This window comes from Actinomadura sp. SCN-SB (genome assembly GCF_043906805.1).
Classification (GTDB): domain Bacteria; phylum Actinomycetota; class Actinomycetes; order Streptosporangiales; family Streptosporangiaceae; genus Spirillospora.
The window spans coordinates 47,823-64,927 of record NZ_JBIMPP010000045.1 but is presented as its reverse complement, the minus strand read 5'-3'; the positions used below and the strand labels follow the sequence as shown (position 1 = coordinate 64,927).

Below are 17,105 nucleotides of genomic sequence, written 5' to 3'. Positions count from 1 at the left end.
CTAGGTAGGGGTTCCGATCAAGTTTGGGGGGCTTGGGAGTGGGGTGGGAAATGAGGGCTGATAGCGTGCGGTTTGAGCGCGTTATGGAGCGAAGTCCGGTGTGATTCCGGCGCTGTCCCGCAACTGTGATGTCCCTTCTGGGGCTAGCCAGGTCGCCTCCGTGCGCGTGGACGTTCATCGACCTCGCGGAAGGCGATCCGTCATCCATGGCGACGGGTTGTGTCTTCCCGTAGCCCTGGAGGCCCCTTTGAGATCCGTACGTGCGCTCGGCGCGGCTTTGGTGATGTGTGTCGTGTCGTTCGCGGCCGGCTGCTCCGATGAGGGCGGCGGGAGTCCGGGAGGGGGTGCGGCGGTCACGGTCCAGGCGGCGAACGGGAGCGTGACGATCCCGGAACGGCCCAAGCGGATCGTGTCGCTGTCGCCGACGCACACCGAGACGCTGTTCGCCATCGGCGCGGGCGCGCAGGTGGTGGCGGTGGACGAGTACTCCGACCATCCGGCGAACGCACCGAAGACGAAGCTGTCGGGGTTCAAGCCGAACGCCGAGGCGGTGGTCGGGTACAAACCCGATCTGGTGGTGGTGTCCGACGACATCGACGGCATCGTGCAGGCGCTGGAGAAGGTGAAGGTGCCGGTGCTGCTGGAGCCGTCCGCCACCAGGCTGGACGAGGCGTACGACGAGATCATGGACCTGGGGATCGCCACCGGGCACGCCGAGGAGGCCAGGAGGCTGACGGGCGAGATGCGGGCGAAGATCCAGCAGGCGGTCGGGTCCGGCGGCGAGGGCAAGGGGCTCAGTTACTACCACGAGCTGGACAACCAGTTGCACACGGTGACGTCCAAGACGTTCATCGGGCAGGTGTACGGGCTCTTCGGGCTCGAGAACATCGCGGACGACGCAGAGAAGGCGGCCGGTGGGTATCCGAAGCTGTCCCAGGAGTACCTGCTGAAGAGCGACCCCGATCTGGTGTTCCTGGGTGACACCAAGTGCTGCGGCCAGAACGCGGAGACCGTCGCGACGAGGCCGGGGTGGAAGGACTTGACGGCCGTGAAGCGGGGTGGCGTCGTGGAGTTGGACGATGACCTCGCCTCCCGCTGGGGTCCTCGCCTGCCCGAGTTCGTCCAGGCCATCGCGGACGCGGTGCGGAAGGCCCCGGCCGACCGGTGACGCCTGCGCGGTTGCGGCCGCTGCCGCTGGGCGTGGGCCTGGTCCTTCTGCTGGTGACGCTTGTGGCGGGGCTGGTGGTGGGCGCCGCCGACCTGCCGGTCAGTGGCGTGCTGCGCGAACTGCTGGATCGGCTGCCGTTCGTGGACCTAGACTCGGGGCTCAGCGTCATCGAGCGCAACGTGCTGTTCGAGTTGCGGCTGCCCCGGGTGTTGATGGCCGCGCTGGTCGGCGGGTTGCTCGCCATGGCCGGCGCGGGCTATCAGGGAGTGTTCCGTAACCCGCTGGCCGACCCGTACCTTCTGGGGGCGGCGGCAGGGGCCGGTGTGGGCGCGACCCTGGTCATCGTGATGATGCCGGGTGACCCCGTGTACGCCGTGCCGGTGGCCGCGTTCGCAGGGGCCATCGGCGGCGTGCTCATGGCTTATGCGCTGGGGAGCATGGCCACGGGAGGGGCTGCCACGCTGGTGCTCGCCGGGGTGGCGGTATCGAGTTTCCTCGCGGCCGTCCAGACGTTCCTGCAACAGGCCAAGGCGGAGGAGTTGCAGCGCATCTACTCCTGGATCCTTGGCGGCGTGGGCTCGGCGGACTGGCGGCAGCTCGGGATGGTGGCGCCGTACGCGCTGGTGTCCAGCGTGGTGCTGCTCCTGCACGGGCGGCTCTTGGACGTACTGAGCGTGGGCGACGAGGAAGCGGAGTCGCTGGGGGTTCCGGCGCCGCGGGTACGGCTGGTCGTCATCGTCGCCGCGTCCCTCGCGACGGCGTGCGCGGTGGCGATGAGCGGACTGATCGGGTTCGTCGGCATCGTCGTCCCGCACGCGGTGAGGCGCCTGGCAGGGGGTTCGTACCGGGTCGTGCTGCCGCTGTCGCTGCTGGGCGGCGCGGCGTTCCTGGGCGTGGCCGACCTGGTGGCGCGGAGCGTGGTCGCGCCCGGTGAGCTGCCGCTGGGCGTGGTGACGGCCTTCGTGGGCGGTCCGTTCTTCGTGGCGGTGCTGCGCGCCACCCGCGGGGAGGTCGGCCCGTGACGATCGCGATCCGTGGACTGGAGGTCTCCCTGGGGGGACGGAAGGTGCTCGACGATGTCTTCCTGGACGTGCCGTCCGGGTCGTGGACGGCGGTCATCGGCCCGAACGGGGCGGGCAAGTCCACGCTGCTGCGCGCCATTCTGGGACTGCGGTCGGGACGGGGCGAGATCACGGTCGCCGGTACCGATCCGCGCACGCTCAAGCCGCGGGAGCGGGCACGGCTGGTCGCGTACGCGCCGCAGAGCCCGAGACTGCCCGCCGGGATGCGGGTCTTCGACTACACCCTGCTGGGCCGTTCCCCGTACATTCCGCATCTGGGCCGCGAGGACGCCCGTGATCGGGCGGTCGCTTCCGAGGTGCTGGAAAGGCTCGACCTCGCGGGGCTCGCGGCGCGCCCGCTGGACCAGTTGTCGGGTGGCGAGCGGCAGCGGGTGGTGCTGGCCCGCGCGCTCGCGCAGCAGACGTCGGTGCTGTTGCTGGACGAGCCGACGAGCGCGCTCGACATCGGTCACCAGCAGCAGGTCATGGAGCTGATCGACCAGTTGCGGCTGGCCGACGGGCTGACCGTGCTGACCACGATCCACGATCTGACCCTGGCCGGTCAGTACGCCGACGCGCTGGTGCTGCTGTCGGGCGGACGGGTGGCCGCCGCAGGCCCGCCGGGTGAGGTCCTGACACGGGACGCCATCGCCGAGCATTTCGACGCCCGCGTACGCATCGAACCAGGACCCGATGGACGCCCGATCCTCTCCTTGGACCGCACACGCACACCCAACTGAGACAGCTCGCCACCACACGTGACAGCCGGTCGCGTGCCAGTCGGCCGCAGCCAGCACAGCGGTTCCCGCGCAGGATGCCGCAAACGCGCATTCCGACGCCCGCGTACGCATTGGACAGGGACTGCATGGGCGCCCGCGGGTAGGTGAGGAGGGTCTCGCGGTTCGGGCGTGTAGGTGTTGGTTGCGTGGAGTTGGGGTGTGACCGGCCGCCGCGCCACCCCGGTGCGGCGCGGCGGCCGTAGGGCCAGAGCTGTGTGGGAGAGACACCACCTCCTTTGGGCTTAACCGGCGGGGGGCAGGTGCATACCGTTCAGCGGGTGCAGTCCGGTAGGCGGCTCCTGCTCGACCGGTGGGCGGGTGCTGGTGTGGGGGGTGGTCATGTGGGCGATCGCGTCGACGCGGCGGCGGGCGCGTTCGGCCTCGTCGCGGGCGGCGTCGCGTTCGACGGTGAGGGTGGCGATGGCGGCGCGGAGGTCTTCCACGGCGCGGGCGAGCTGCCACTTGTGCTGCTCGCATTCCTGGAGGCGCGCCTGGATCTGGTCGCGGTCGGCCACCGCCTGGCCGCGCTTGGTCTCGGCCTCCCGGACGGCGGCGCGCAGGTCCTCGGTGGACCGGCGCGCCTCGGTGGCCTCGATCCGCCGCACCTCGATGATCTTCTCGGACTCGGAGACGCGGGCGCGCAGCTCGACCAGCTCCGAGCGTGCCTCCTCCAGGGCTTCGAGCAGGTCGCGTTCGCGTCCGAGCACGCGGTCGCGCTCGTTCTCCGCCGTGGCCCGTGCCGCCTCGGCCTGCTCGGACGCCTCCCTGGCCCGCGCGGACTCGCGGAGCGCGGCGTCCCTGTCGGCGATCGCCTGCTCGGCGGCGGCGCGGGCCGCGGCGGCGTCCCGTTCGGCGGCCTCGGCGCGCGCCCGTTCGACGGCGGCCTGGCGGAGCGCCGTCTCGGCCTGGCCGCGCGCCGCGTCGCGTTCCTCGTGCGCGGTGACGGCCTGGGTGAGGGCTTCCGCGCGAGCCCCGGCGACGCTCAGTTCGGACGCCAGCGAGCCCGCGAGCCGTTCGGTCATGCTCTCTAGCCGGTCCACCATGGCCCACGCCCAGGCGAGCTGGCCGGTCACTCCGGGGGCGTTGAGGTTCTGCTCGCGGCGGCGAATGGCCGCTTCGCCGCACGCGCCGCCGTTGTCCTGGCAGTAGCGGACCGTCCGGGTACCGTGTCCGGGCTGGGGGACGGGGCGCCCGCAGTTGGCGCACGGCGAGATCGCGGTGGTGTCGGCGGGCCGCTCACCGGTCTCCTCATCGGCCTGGAGAGCGTCCTCAAGGTCGCGGATCACGGGCGTGTCCCACCGCGTCACCACCGAGGGAGGCTCCGGGTCGTGCTGCCTCGCGGCGAGCGGCGCCTTCGCCCAGGCGTTGAGCGCGGAGAACGGCACGGTCGGGTTCGCTCCCGTCATGGTGGACGGGGCGGGAGGTGCCGTGTGGCCGTCCTGGTCCGAAGGACGGCCGGTGTTCTCGTGCCGTGCGTGGCGGGGGGCCGGCACGCCGCTCCCCGTGGCCGGTTCCGTGGGCGGGGCCGCGGGGTCACGGACCGCGCCGCTCGCATCGCCGGCCGGGGAACCGGCCGGCGTGCCGCGGTCCGTGCCCCCGGGTCCGCCCGGTTCGGGCGCGGCGGTCGGGGAGCGGCGGGCATGGCGGGCCGAGGTCGGCCCCGCGCCGCGAGCGGTCCGAGCGGGGATGACGTCATCGCCGAGCGGAGCGACCTTCTGGTCCGTCATGTGCCGTTGTACGCATGCGCGCCGTGAGGCGTTCGACGCATCGCGGGGCGATTTCGCCCCTTTCGCCTCACGGCACCGGCTGTTCCCCCTTGTCGCCGAGTTCCCGCAGGTAGGACTCGCGGACGCGGGCGCGGCTCAGTTTCCCGGACGGGGTGCGCGGGAGCGAGGGGCGGAACTCGATGCGCCGCGGATGCTTGAGCCGAGCCAGCCGTGGCTCGCAGTGGGCCAGCAGCGCGGCGGCGAGTTCGTCGCCCGGGACGGCGCCGTCCGCGGGCTCGACGAGGGCGACGACGCTCTGGCCCCAGTCCTCGTCCGGTACGCCGATGACCGCGACGTCGCCGACGTCCGGGTGCTGGAGCAGCGCGGCCTCGATCTCGGCCGGGTAGATGTTCACGCCACCGGAGATGATGAGGTCGGTGCGGCGGTCGCTCATGTAGAGCCAGCCGTCGGCGTCCAGGTACCCGATGTCGCCGGGCGTGTAGAAGTCGCCGAGCATGCTGGCGGCGGTCTTGCCGGGGTCGTCGTGGTACTCGAAGCCGCCCTGGCCGCGCGCGTAGATCAGGCCGGGCTCGCCGGGCGGCAGTTCCGTGCCGGACTCGTCGAAGATCTTGATCTCGACGCCCTCGACGGGACGGCCGACGGTGCCGGGGTGGTCGAGCCATTCCTCGGGGCGGGCGACGACCACGGGGCCGCTCTCGGTGGAGCCGTAGTACTCGTACAGGACGGGCCCCACCAGTCGAGCATGCGCCGCTTGGTGTCCACGGGGATCGGGGCGGCGCTGTGGTACACCTGCCGCAGGGACGACACGTCGTACCGTTCGCGGACCTCGGCGGGCAGGCCCAGCATGCGGTGGAACATCGTCGGCACCATGAAGGAGTTGGTGACGCCGTACCGCTGGATGAGGTCGAGCGTGCCCTCGGGGTCGAAGCGTTCGCTGACGACGACGGCGTGCCCGAGGCTGAGCGCCAGCAGCGCGTGGATGCACGGGGCCGAGTGGTAGAGCGGCCCGACCGCCAGGTGGACCTCGTCGCCGGGTTCCAGTTCGAGGTGCTTGACGAGGGTCTGCCTGAGCACGGTCATCGGCAGTTCGGGCGGGTAGTCCAGCAGCGGGCGCTGCACCCCTTTGGGCTTGCCCGTCGTGCCGGACGTGTAGAGCATCACCGAGCCCATCTTGCGCGTGGCGGGCGGTTCTTCGGGGCGTCCCTCCATCAGCTCGGTGAGGCCGGTGAAGCCGTCGTCCGCGGGCGCGTCGATGGTGACCCGCCCGGTGGGCGGGATGCCGGCCTCGGCGGCGGCGCCGGCCACCGTGGACGCGAACGTCCCCTCGGTGACCACGGCCCGGGCGCCGCTGTCGGACAGGATGTAGGAGATCTCGGGGGCGGTGAGGTGCCGGCTGACGGGGACGAGGTAGAGGCCGGACTGCAGCGCCGCCAGCATGACGGTCAGGAACTCGGCGCGGTTGCCGACGACGGTGGCCACCGTGCCGCCGGGCCCGATCCCGAGGTCGCCGAACGCATGGGAGAGCCGGTTGACCTGCGCGTGCAGCGCGCCGTAGGTGGCGGGCGCGTCCCCGCCCAGGAACGCGGGACGGTCGGGTTGCGCGGCCGCGATCTCGTAGAAGCTGACGCCTTCGACTTCCGTGTTTCCCATGCGGTCTCCTCGTGCCGGACGGCGTGATCGCCGATGGAGTCCATGCAGCTATGTCCGGTACGCGAAGTCAAGGCTGGGAACGGTCCAAAAATAAGTGTCCAGTTACTTCCCTGCCCGGCCCCCATGGCCGGTCAGCCGCCGGGCGCCCGGAGGGCCGCGTGGGCCATGGCGTGCAGGAGGTCGGCCATGGCCTCGCGATCCAGGTCCGTGGCGCTGTGCGGGGTCGAGTTGAGCAGGCCGAAGCAGGCGTGGACGGCCGCCCGGGTACGGTCGGCGGGCTCCTCGGGACGCAGGCGCCGGAGGACGCTCACCCACTCCTCGACATAGGCCCGCTGGAGCCTGCGGACCTGGTTGCGCGCGGCCTCCGGGACGTTGTCCAGCTCCCGGCCGTGCACGGTGATCAGCGCCGGGTTGTCGAGGGCGAAGGCGATGTGCCAGCGCAGCAGCCCGTCCAGCGCCCCCGCCGGGTCGGGGACGGCGGCGCGGCGGACGCCCTCGTCCAGCAGCCGCCGGCTGATGTCCAGCAGCATCTCGGCGAGCACGGACTCCTTGCCGCGGAAGTGCCGGTAGAGCGCGGGGCCGGTGAGCCCGACGGCGCGTCCGAGGTCGCCGATCGACACGCCGTGGAAGCCGCGGCGCGCGAACAGCTCGGCGGCGGCCGCGAGGATCTCGGCCCTCCGCGGGTTCACCGGGCCCGGCGCGCCGGCCGCGCTCGCGGGAAGCGGAGACGGAGGCGGGTGCGGGGGTTCGCCGGTGGCCTGGGTCATGAGAACAGTCTAGACTGGCGTTGTTAATGTGCCTTAACATCGCCATTGTTAATCATCATTAACTGGCGAGCCCGGCGACCGTACGAGGAACGGCGAGTGAGCGAGCGATGAGCGGACCACCGGTCCTGGCGACCCGCGCCGACCCCGGCGACGAGGCGTTCAAGCGCAACGCCGCGCACAACGAGGCGCTGGCGGCCGAGCTGCGCGAGCGCCTCGACCAGGCCGCGAAGGGCGGGCCGCCGCGCTCGCGCGAGCGGCATGTGGCGCGCGGCAAGCTCCTCCCCCGCGACCGGGTGGACGCGCTCCTGGACCCCGGATCGCCGTTCCTGGAGCTGTCGCCCCTCGCCGCGCACGGCATGTACGACGGCGAGGCGCCCGGAGCGGGCATCATCACCGGGATCGGGCGGATCGCCGGCCGCGAATGCGTGGTGGTCGCCAACGACGCCACGGTCAAGGGCGGCACGTACTACCCGATGACGGTGAAGAAGCACCTGCGCGCGCAGGAGGTCGCCCTCCACAACCGGCTGCCCTGCGTCTACCTGGTGGACTCGGGCGGCGCGTTCCTGCCGCTCCAGGACGAGGTCTTCCCCGACCGGGAGCATTTCGGGCGCATCTTCTACAACCAGGCCACCATGTCCCGCGAGGGCATCCCGCAGATCGCCGCCGTGCTGGGCTCGTGCACGGCGGGCGGCGCCTACGTCCCGGCGATGAGCGACGAGGCCGTGATCGTCCGCGGCCAGGGCACGATCTTCCTGGGCGGGCCGCCGCTGGTGAAGGCCGCCACGGGCGAGGTCGTCACCGCGGAGGAGCTGGGCGGCGGCGAACTGCACTCCCGCACGTCCGGCGTCACCGACCACCTGGCCGAGGACGACGCGCACGCGCTGTCGATCGTCCGCGACATCGCCGCCACGTTCGCGCCCCGCGCCGCGCGGCCCTGGGACGTGGCCGAGCCGGAGGAGCCGGCCGCCGATCCCGCCGAGCTGTACGGGGTGGTCCCGCCCGACCCGCGGACCCCCTACGACGTCCGCGAGGTGATCGCGCGGATCGTGGACGGCAGCCGCCTCCACGAGTTCAAGAAGGAGTACGGGACGACCCTGGTCACCGGGTTCGCCCGCATCCACGGCCACCCGGTGGGCATCGTCGCCAACAACGGGATCCTGTTCGGCGAGTCGGCCCTGAAGGGCGCCCACTTCATCGAGCTGTGCGACCGGCGTTCGGTCCCGCTGGTGTTCCTGCAGAACATCACGGGCTTCATGGTGGGCCGCGAGTACGAGGCGGGCGGCATCGCCAAGCACGGCGCGAAGATGGTGACGGCGGTGGCGTGCGCGCGCGTCCCGAAGTTCACGGTGGTGATCGGCGGGTCGTTCGGCGCGGGCAACTACGCCATGTGCGGCCGGGCCTACTCGCCCAGGTTCCTGTGGATGTGGCCGAACGCCCGCGTCTCGGTGATGGGCGGCGAGCAGGCGGCCGCCGTCCTGGCGACGGTCCGCCGCGACCAGCTCGGGGACGCGTGGCCGGCCGAGGCCGAGGAGGAGTTCAAGGCCCCGATCCGCGACCAGTACGAGCGGCAGGGCAACCCGTACTACTCGACGGCCCGGATCTGGGACGACGGCGTCATCGATCCGCGCGACACCCGCCGGGTGCTGGGGCTGGGCCTGTCCGTGGCCGCCAACGCGCCGCTGGAGCCGGTCGGCTACGGCGTCTTCCGGATGTAGGGAAGCGGGGGAACGACGTGTTCGAGAGCGTCCTGGTGGCCAACCGGGGTGAGATCGCGCTCCGGGTGTTCCGGACCCTGCGCCGGCTCGGGATCCGGTCGGTGGCGGTGCACACCGACGCCGACACGGCGTCGCCCCACGTCCGGGCGGCGGACGAGGCGGTGCGCGTCCCGTCCTACCTCGACATCGACGCGGTGGTCGGCGCCGCGCGCGGCACCGGGGCGGAGGCGGTCCATCCCGGGTACGGGTTCCTGGCCGAGAACGCCGCGTTCGCCCGCGCCTGCGCCGCCGCGGGCATCGCCTTCGTCGGCCCGCCCGCCGAGGCGATCGAGGCGATGGGCGACAAGATCCGCGCCAAGCGCGCCGTCGCGTCCGCCGGGGTCCCGGTCGTGCCCGGACGGGACGAGCCGGGCCTGTCCGACGACGAGCTGGCGCGGGCCGCGCTGGAGATCGGGCTGCCCGTCCTGCTCAAGCCGTCCGCGGGCGGGGGCGGCAAGGGGATGCGGCTGGTCCGCGACGCCGCGGACCTGCCCGACGCGATCGCCGCCGCGCGCCGGGAGGCGATCGCCGCGTTCGGGGACGGGACGCTGCTGGCCGAGCGGTTCGTGGAGAACCCCCGGCACATCGAGATCCAGGTCTTCGCCGACTCCCGGGGCGGCACCGTCCATCTGGGCGAGCGCGAGTGCAGCCTCCAGCGCCGCCACCAGAAGATCGTCGAGGAGGCGCCGTCGCCGCTGCTGGACGCGGCGACGCGGGACCGCATGGGCGCCGACGCGGTCGCGGCGGCGCGCGCCGTGGGCTATGTGGGCGCCGGGACGGTGGAGTACATCGTCTCCGCCGACCGGCCGGGCGAGTACTTCTTCATGGAGATGAACACCCGGCTCCAGGTCGAGCACCCCGTCACCGAGGAGGTCACCGGCCTCGACCTCGTCGAGCTGCAACTCCGGGCGGCGGCCGGTGAGCCGCTCCCCTTCACGCAGGACGAGGTGCGGCTGAACGGCCACGCGATCGAGGCCCGCGTCTACGCCGAGGACCCGTCCCGCGGCTTCCTGCCCACCGGCGGCCGGGTCCTGCTCCTGGACGAGCCGTCCACCGGCGGCTCCGTCCGGGTCGACTCGGGGCTGGCCGAGGGCACCGAGGTGGGCGGGTCGTACGACCCCATGCTGGCCAAGGTGATCGCATGGGGGTCGGATCGCGCCGAGGCGCTGCGCCGCCTGGACAGGGCGCTCGCCTCGTACACGCTGCTGGGCGTCCCGACCAACGTCGCCTTCCTGCGCGAGCTGCTGCGCCACCCCGAGGTGGTCGCCGGACGCCTGGACACCGGCCTCGTCGAACGCTCCCTGGACGAGCCGGCACCGGCCTCCGCCGTCCCGCCGGAGGCGTTCGTCGCCGCCGCGCTGGAACGCATGCTCGCCCTGGAGACCGGCGATCCCGACCCGTGGGCCGTCCCGGACGGCTGGCGTCCCGGCGCCCCGGCCTGGACGTCCTGGATCATCACGCCGGCCGGAGGGGACCCGGTGGAGGTCCGCGTCCAGGGCCGCGCGCACGACGCGCTCGTGACCGTGGGCGGCGAGGCACCGGTGCGGGTATCACTGCGCAAGGGCGGTCCCGCGTCGCTCGTCCTCACCTACGGGGGGCGCACCGTCACGTTCGCGGCGGCGCGCGAGGACCGCACGCTGTGGCTGGGACGGGACGGGAACGCCTGGGCGCTGGCCGAGCACGTCCGGGCCGACGATCCGGCGGCGGCGGTCGTCGCCGGGGACGGGGTGCTGCGCAGCCCCATGCCCGGGACGGTGCTCGCCGTTAAGGCGGCCGAGGGCGACCGGGTGACGGCGGGCCGGCCACTCGTGGTCGTCGAGGCGATGAAGATGGAGCACACGGTCACCGCGCCGATCGCCGGCGTGGTCACGCGGCTGCCGGCCCGCGCCGGCGCCCAGGTCGCCCTGGACGCCGTCCTGGCCGTCATCGAGGGGGAGGCATGAGGGTCCCGATGGAGGGCCTGCCGGAGCGGGTGACGATCTACGAGGTCGGGCCGCGCGACGGGCTGCAGAACGAGAAGACGATCGTCCCGGTCGCCGACAAGGCCGAGTTCGTGGTGCGCCTGGCCGACGCGGGGCTCCGCACGATCGAGACCACGAGCTTCGTCCACCCCGCGTGGGTGCCGCAGCTCGCCGACGCCGAGGACCTGCTGGGCGCGCTGCCGCGCTCGCCGTCGGCGCGCTACCCCGCGCTGGTGCCGAACGAGCGCGGCCTGGACCGGGCGCTGGCCAACGGCGTGACCGAGATCGCCGTGTTCGCCAGCGCCACCGAGTCGTTCGCGCGCCGCAACCTCAACCGGACGGTCGAGGAGTCCCTGGCGATGTTCGCGCCGGTCATCGAGCGCGCCCTCGCCGACGGCCTGTGGGTGCGCGCGTACGTCTCGATGGTTTGCGGCGACCCGTGGGAGGGCGAGGTGCCGATCGACCGGGTCGTGTCCGTCGCGTCCCGTCTCGCGGAGCTGGGCTGCTCGCAGATCAGCCTCGGCGACACCATCGGCGTCGGGACGCCCGGCCAGGTGACCGCGCTGATCGAGGCGATGGTCGCGGCCGGTATCGGCGCCGAGCGGCTGGCCGTCCACTTCCACGACACCTACGGCCAGGCCCTCGCCAACACGCTCGCCGCGCTCCGCGCCGGGGTGACGACCGTGGACGCCTCGGCGGGCGGGATCGGCGGCTGCCCGTACGCGGAGAGCGCCACCGGCAACCTCGCCACCGAGGACCTGGTGTGGATGCTGCACGGGCTCGGCATCGAGACGGGCGTCGACCTGGACAGGCTCGTCGCCACCAGCCGCTGGATGGCCGGGCGCCTCGGCCGGCCCAGCCCGTCCCGCGTCGTCCAGGCCCTGTCCCCGGCGGACGACGGCGGAAGAACGAGTACCGGGGCGAGCACGTGACGGGGGCCGCGACCATGGACGGAGTGCACTCATGATCGACTTCACGCTCACCGAGGAGCAGGAGGAGCTGCGGCGGACGGTCGAGCGGTTCGCCCGGGAGTCGGTGGCCCCGGTGATCGGCGACCTGTACGAGCGGGCGGAGTTCCCGTACGAGATCGTCGCGGCGATGGGGAAGATGGGGCTGTTCGGCCTGCCGTTCCCCGAGGAGCACGGTGGCATGGGCGGGGACTACTTCGCCCTTTGCCTGGCCCTGGAGGAGCTGGCCCGGGTGGACTCGTCGGTGGCGATCACGCTGGAGGCCGCGGTGTCGCTGGGCGCGATGCCGATCCACCGGTTCGGCTCGGAGGCGCAGAAGGCCGAGTGGCTGCCGCGGCTCACGTCCGGCGAGCGGCTGGCGGGGTTCGGGCTGACCGAGCCCGGCGGCGGCTCGGACGTCCCCGGCGGCATGCGCACCACCGCCCGGCTGGACGGCGACCACTGGGTCATCAACGGCTCGAAGTCCTTCATCACCAACGCCGGGACCGACATCACCGCGTTCGTCACCGTCGCGGCGCTCACCGGCGACGGCGAGATCTCCACGATCCTCGTCCCGAACGGCACCCCGGGCTTCACGGTCGGCAGGAAGTACTCCAAGGTGGGCTGGTCTGCGTCCGACACCCGCGAGCTGTCGTTCGACGACGTCCGGGTGCCCGCGGAGAACCTGGTCGGCGAGCGGGGCCGCGGCTACGCGCAGTTCCTGCGGATCCTGGACGAGGGCCGCATCGCGATCGCCGCGCTGTCGGTCGGGCTGGCCCAGGGCTGTGTGGACGAGTGCCTGCGGTACGTGCGGGAGCGGGTCGCCTTCGGCCGGGAGATCGGCCGTTACCAGGCCATCCAGTTCAAGATCGCGGACATGGAGCTGCGCGTCCACACCGCGCGGCTGGCCTACTACGCCGCCGCCGCGCGGATGCTCGCGGGCGAGCCGTTCAAGAAGGAGGCGGCGATCGCCAAGCTGGCCGCGTCCAACGCCGCGATGGACAACGCCCGCGAGGCCACGCAGATCTTCGGCGGCTACGGCTTCATGAACGAGTACCCGGTGGGCCGCTTCTACCGGGACGCCAAGATCCTGGAGGTCGGCGAGGGCACGTCCGAGGTCCAGCGGATGCTGATCGCGCGCGCCCTGGGCCTGCCCGCCTCCGTCTGAGACCCCACGCACGCTCCTCGTGACGCCGCGGCCATATCGCCGCGGCGTCACTGTGTTGCGGCGTCACGGCCACATCGCGCCAACAGACCGGTCGCGCACCGATGAGTTCTCGGGTCAGGATGGGTCTATCCGCATGTAGACGGAAATCGACGATATCGGGGGAATGTAAGGTGTGTCACACTCGCGCGGCACCCGCCTGACCAGGGCCGGAATCCGGCCCTCAACCGGGGGCGATCGGCGGATTGTCGGTGGCTGACGGAATACTCGTCACCAGACAAACCGTTCGCAGTCTCGTCAGCGACTGCAGTACCTTGCTGGCGCACCCCAGCCCTCTGACCTTGCAAGCCTGCCCGCATGTCCGGGCACGACGATTGGAACACACAGTTGAAGGGACCCGCGTCACCACACGCGGCGGACGGCCCCAAGGTCCAGGACTCCGACGGAGGGCTTGATCGCGGCGTGCTCGCAGTGGCCATGGTCGTCGTCCTCGGCGCCATCATGTCCATCCTGGACATCACGGTCGTCAACGTCGCGCTCAAGCACCTGACGGAGGACTTCGACGCGCCGCTGTCCACGATCCAGTGGGTGGCCACCGGCTACACCCTGGCGCTCGCCACGGTCATCCCGGTGACCGGCTGGGCCTCCGCCCGTTTCGGCACCAAGCGGCTGTACATGATCTCGATCGGCCTGTTCGTGGCCGGTTCGGCGCTGGCCGGCATGGCCTGGAGCGCCGAGTCGCTGATCCTGTTCCGGGTGCTCCAGGGCCTCGGCGGCGGCATGATCATGCCCGCCGGCATGACGATCCTGACCCAGGCGGCGGGCCCGTCGCGGGTCGGCAAGGTGATGAGCATCGTCGGCATCCCGATGCTGCTCGGCCCGATCGCCGGCCCGATCCTGGGCGGCTGGCTGGTCGACGACGTCTCCTGGCGCTGGATCTTCTACATCAACGTGCCCCTCGGCGCGCTGGCCCTGGCGCTGGCCTGGCGGATCCTGAAGCGGGACGAGCCGCGCCCGGCCGAGCGGCTGGACTTCCCCGGCCTGCTGCTGCTGTCCCCCGGCCTCGCCGGGCTGATCTACGGCCTGGCCACCGGTGCCGAGAAGTCCGACTTCGGGCGCACCGACGTGCTGATCACCACGATCGGCGGTGTGGTCCTGGTGCTGGGCTTCGTGATCAGGGCGCTGCAGCGAAGCAACACCAACCCGCTGATCGACCTGCGGCTGTTCCGGCGGCGCTCGGTGGCGGCGGCCTCCGGCACGATGGTGCTGTTCGCCTGCGCGTTCTTCGGCGCGATGCTCATCCTGCCGCTGTACTACCAGGTGGTGCGGGGCGAGTCGGCGTTCTCCGCGGGCCTGCTGCTGGCTCCGCAGGGCTTCGGCGCGATGGTCACGATGCCGATCGGCGGTCAGCTCACCGACCGGGTCGGTCCCGGCAAGGTGGTCCTGGGCGGGCTGTCGATCGTGGTGGCGGGCGTGGCGCTGTTCGCCTCGCAGCTCACCGTCGACGCCTCGTACTGGGGCCTGGGCGGCGCGCTGTTCGTGATGGGCCTCGGCATGGGCATGACGATGATGCCGACCATGTCGGCGGCCATGCAGACGCTGGCGCACGACGAGGTGCCGCGGGCCAGCACGGCGCTGAACATCATCCAGCAGGTGGCGGGCTCGATCGGCACCGCGTTCATCGCGGTGCTGCTGACCGCGCAGATGGAGAGCCGCGGCCTCGGCGGTGGCGGCGGGGGCATGGCGGCCGAGGTGCCGTCGGGCGCCCAGATCCCGCCGCAGATGATCGCGGACATCATGAACAAGATGGCCGACGCCTTCCAGACCACCTACTGGTGGTCGCTGGCCCTGCTGGCGCTGGCGTTCCTTCCGGCGCTGCTGCTGCCGCGCAGGAGGCCGGTCGCGAGCGACCTGGACGGCAAGGACGACGCCCCGGTCGACGCCCCGGTGATGATGCACTAGAGGCGGCCGTACGGGCATGCGCCCCGTCCCCTGGAACGAGCTCAGGGGGCGGGGCGCTTCGCCTTTCTCGCCGGTGCCGTCCGCCGACGCCGTCCGTCGGTGCCGTCACCCCGGCGGCCGGTGCCCGCCGTCCGGGCTCTGCCGGGCCTCAGGAGGGCGCTGGGGCGCGATCCGCAGGCCCGGCTTGGCCTGGGTGGTCCTTCCAGTACTCGTCCCGTAGCAGGCGCTTGTAGAGCTTTCCGGTGGGGTGGCGGGGCAGCTCCTCCCGGAAGTCGACGCTGCGGGGGCACTTGTAGTGGGCCAGCCGCTCCCGACAGTACGCGATCAGCTCGTCCGCCAGCTCCGGGCCCGCGGCGGCCGGGTCCTGCGGCTGGACGACGGCCTTCACGGCCTCGCCCATCTCGGGGTCCGGCACCCCGATCACGGCCACGTCGGCGACCGCGGGATGGACGGCCAGGACGTTCTCGGCCTCCTGCGGGTAGATGTTCACCCCGCCGCTGATGATCATGTAGGAACGCCGGTCGGTGAGGTAGAGGAAGCCCTCCTCGTCCACGTAGCCGACATCGCCCAGCGTGGTCCAGCCGTGCCCCCACGGGTCGCGGGACGACTTGGTCTTCTCCTCGTCGCCGTGGTACTCGAACGTGGGCCCGTTGCCGAAGTAGAGGGTCCCCGGGGTGCCGGGCGGCTGCTCGTTGCCCTCGTCGTCGCACACGTGGATCTCGCCGAGCAGGGGACGTCCCACGGTGCCCTTGTGCGCGAGCCAGTCCTGCGAGCCGGTGTAGACGAAGCAGTTGCCCTCGGTGCCGGCGTAGTACTCGTGCAGGATCGGGCCCCACCAGTCGATCATCTGCTCCTTCACCGGGACCGGGCAGGGCGCCGCCGCGTGCACCGCGCACCGCAGGCTCGACAGGTCGTACCGCGCCCGGGTCTCCTCGGGGAGCTTGAGCATGCGGATGAACATGGTCGGCACCCACTGGCTGTGGGTGACCTTGTACTTCTCGATCGCCGCCAGCGCGCCCTCCGCGTCGAACTTCTCCATCACCACGATGGTCGCGCCGATGCGCTGGAAGGTGAGGCAGTAGCGCAAGGGGGCCGCGTGGTAGAGCGGCGCCGGTGAGAGGTAGACCGAGTCCCCGTCCGGCTGGAACAGCAGCGAGATGAGCTGGTAGAGGGGCCCGGCCTCCCCGAGCGGCGCCAGGGACAGCGGTGGCTTGACGCCCTTGGGGCGGCCCGTGGTGCCCGAGGAGTAGAGCATGTCTCCCCCCTCGCACTCGTCGGCGATAGGGGTCACTGGCTGCCGGGCCACTTCTTGCTCGTAGGGCAGGAAGCCCGGCGCGGCGCCGTCCACCATCAGGCGCAGCCGGACATTGGGCGTCCGCTCGGCGATCGACACGGCCGTACGGGCGAGCGCGTGACTGGTGATGAAGACCTTGGCTTCACAGTTGTCGACGATGTAGGCGAGTTCCTCGGGCTGTAGGCGCGAGCTGATGGCCGTGTAGTAGAGCCCCGACCGCTGTGCCGCCCAGGCGATGGGGAGGAACAGCGGATGGTTCTCCAGCATGAAGGCGATGTGGTCGCCGGGTCGCAACCCCTGGGCCCGCAGCAGGTGCGCCAGCCGGTTGGACTCCTCGTCGAGCTCTCGGTACGTGATGACCCGCCCGGAGCCCGCCATGATCACGGCGGGCTTGCCGGGGGCCTGTTCGGCGATCTGCCCCGGATGCATGAAAGTGCACGCTACCGGGCGGATCGCCGAATTGGAATGAGATTCGGTTTACCGATGGACCGAACGGGCTCACACCAGGATGTGATCGAAGTCACCGTCCTTGGCGCCACCGACGAACGCCTCGACCTCCTCTCGCGTGTAGATCAGGACCGGCCCGTCCGGGTACCGGGAATTGCGCACGGCGATCTCCCCCGTCGGGAGCTCCGCCATCTCGACGCAGTTGCCACTCGGGTTGCTCCGGCGGCTCTTCTGCCAGGCGAGCTCGGCCCGGCGGACGTCCGACAGCTTGGCGCCGTCCATCAATCTGCCCCCTCTAAGGCGTACTCCGCCTCCCCGCAGGGAGGCCGCGATCTCGCCCCACCCCAACGCCATGGTACGAGATGCACGTGCATTCGTTCTTGCATTCGTCCATGCAGACGGTCTTGCATCTGCACGACATGG

General features: G+C 71.9%; 13 protein-coding genes and 1 pseudogene. 8 read left to right on the top strand and 6 right to left on the bottom strand.

Annotated elements, in window-relative coordinates; genetic code table 11:
- Window positions 1-247: 247 nt before the first annotated feature.
- The 3 genes from ACGWYJ_RS25880 to ACGWYJ_RS25870 are packed head-to-tail and all read left to right on the top strand — an operon-like array spanning window position 248 to window position 2,969.
- A complete protein-coding gene (locus ACGWYJ_RS25880; protein WP_395108920.1) occupies window positions 248-1,168 on the top strand; it encodes an ABC transporter substrate-binding protein in 921 nt (306 codons plus the stop codon).
- Window positions 1,165-2,190, top strand: a complete 1,026-nt coding sequence (locus tag ACGWYJ_RS25875) for a FecCD family ABC transporter permease (protein ID WP_395108919.1) — start codon at window positions 1,165-1,167, stop codon at window positions 2,188-2,190. The genes ACGWYJ_RS25880 and ACGWYJ_RS25875 overlap by 4 nt, the downstream gene beginning before the upstream one ends.
- Window positions 2,187-2,969: an ABC transporter ATP-binding protein gene (locus tag ACGWYJ_RS25870; protein ID WP_395108918.1), complete on the top strand. Its 783-nt coding sequence runs from the start codon at window positions 2,187-2,189 to the stop codon at window positions 2,967-2,969. Before ACGWYJ_RS25875 ends, ACGWYJ_RS25870 begins: the two co-directional genes overlap by 4 nt.
- Window positions 2,970-3,250: 281 nt before the next feature.
- Here ACGWYJ_RS25870 and ACGWYJ_RS25865 read toward each other — a convergent pair whose 3' ends face one another.
- The 4 genes and pseudogenes from ACGWYJ_RS25865 to ACGWYJ_RS25850 all read right to left on the bottom strand — a co-directional run bounded on the left by ACGWYJ_RS25865 (window position 3,251) and on the right by ACGWYJ_RS25850 (window position 7,152).
- Window positions 3,251-4,501 (bottom strand): hypothetical protein, encoded by a 1,251-nt coding sequence (locus ACGWYJ_RS25865; protein ID WP_395108917.1) that lies wholly within the window; start codon window positions 4,499-4,501, stop codon window positions 3,251-3,253.
- A gap of 301 nt (window positions 4,502-4,802) precedes the next feature.
- The gene (locus ACGWYJ_RS25860) at window positions 4,803-5,168 is read right to left on the bottom strand and encodes a hypothetical protein (RefSeq protein WP_395108923.1); all 366 of its coding nucleotides are present in this window, start codon (window positions 5,166-5,168) and stop codon (window positions 4,803-4,805) included.
- A 162-nt stretch (window positions 5,169-5,330) separates the two neighbouring features.
- Window positions 5,331-6,385, bottom strand: a pseudogene (locus tag ACGWYJ_RS25855) (AMP-binding protein); the annotation flags it as partial.
- Between the two features lie 131 nt (window positions 6,386-6,516).
- Window positions 6,517-7,152, bottom strand: coding sequence for a TetR/AcrR family transcriptional regulator (locus tag ACGWYJ_RS25850; RefSeq protein WP_395108916.1), 636 nt, complete (start codon window positions 7,150-7,152; stop codon window positions 6,517-6,519).
- 107 nt (window positions 7,153-7,259) lie between these two features.
- On the opposite strand from ACGWYJ_RS25850, the gene ACGWYJ_RS25845 reads away from it, so the two are divergent.
- From ACGWYJ_RS25845 to ACGWYJ_RS25825, 5 genes are all read left to right on the top strand, one after another.
- The gene (locus ACGWYJ_RS25845) at window positions 7,260-8,867 is read left to right on the top strand and encodes a carboxyl transferase domain-containing protein (RefSeq protein WP_395108915.1); all 1,608 of its coding nucleotides are present in this window, start codon (window positions 7,260-7,262) and stop codon (window positions 8,865-8,867) included.
- Between the two features lie 17 nt (window positions 8,868-8,884).
- On the top strand, window positions 8,885-10,849 hold the full coding sequence (locus ACGWYJ_RS25840; RefSeq protein ID WP_395108914.1) for a biotin carboxylase N-terminal domain-containing protein: 1,965 nt from the start codon (window positions 8,885-8,887) through the stop codon (window positions 10,847-10,849).
- A complete protein-coding gene (locus ACGWYJ_RS25835) occupies window positions 10,846-11,799 on the top strand; it encodes a hydroxymethylglutaryl-CoA lyase (RefSeq protein ID WP_395108913.1) in 954 nt (317 codons plus the stop codon). Before ACGWYJ_RS25840 ends, ACGWYJ_RS25835 begins: the two co-directional genes overlap by 4 nt.
- Before the next feature lie 31 nt (window positions 11,800-11,830).
- Window positions 11,831-12,982 carry an acyl-CoA dehydrogenase family protein gene (locus ACGWYJ_RS25830; protein ID WP_395108912.1) on the top strand — a complete coding sequence of 384 codons (1,152 nt, stop codon included), beginning with the start codon at window positions 11,831-11,833 and terminating at the stop codon, window positions 12,980-12,982.
- A 459-nt stretch (window positions 12,983-13,441) separates the two neighbouring features.
- Window positions 13,442-14,941: a DHA2 family efflux MFS transporter permease subunit gene (locus tag ACGWYJ_RS25825; RefSeq protein ID WP_395108911.1), complete on the top strand. Its 1,500-nt coding sequence runs from the start codon at window positions 13,442-13,444 to the stop codon at window positions 14,939-14,941.
- Between the two features lie 148 nt (window positions 14,942-15,089).
- Here the strand turns inward: ACGWYJ_RS25825 and ACGWYJ_RS25820 are convergent, their stop codons facing one another.
- Together ACGWYJ_RS25820 and ACGWYJ_RS25815 are read right to left on the bottom strand one after the other, a co-directional pair.
- Entirely contained in the window at window positions 15,090-16,664 is a 1,575-nt protein-coding gene (locus ACGWYJ_RS25820) for an acyl-CoA synthetase (RefSeq protein WP_395108910.1), read from the bottom strand.
- Window positions 16,665-16,733: 69 nt separating this feature from the next.
- Window positions 16,734-16,964, bottom strand: coding sequence for a DUF397 domain-containing protein (locus ACGWYJ_RS25815; RefSeq protein ID WP_285695753.1), 231 nt, complete (start codon window positions 16,962-16,964; stop codon window positions 16,734-16,736).
- Window positions 16,965-17,105: the final 141 nt, after the last annotated feature.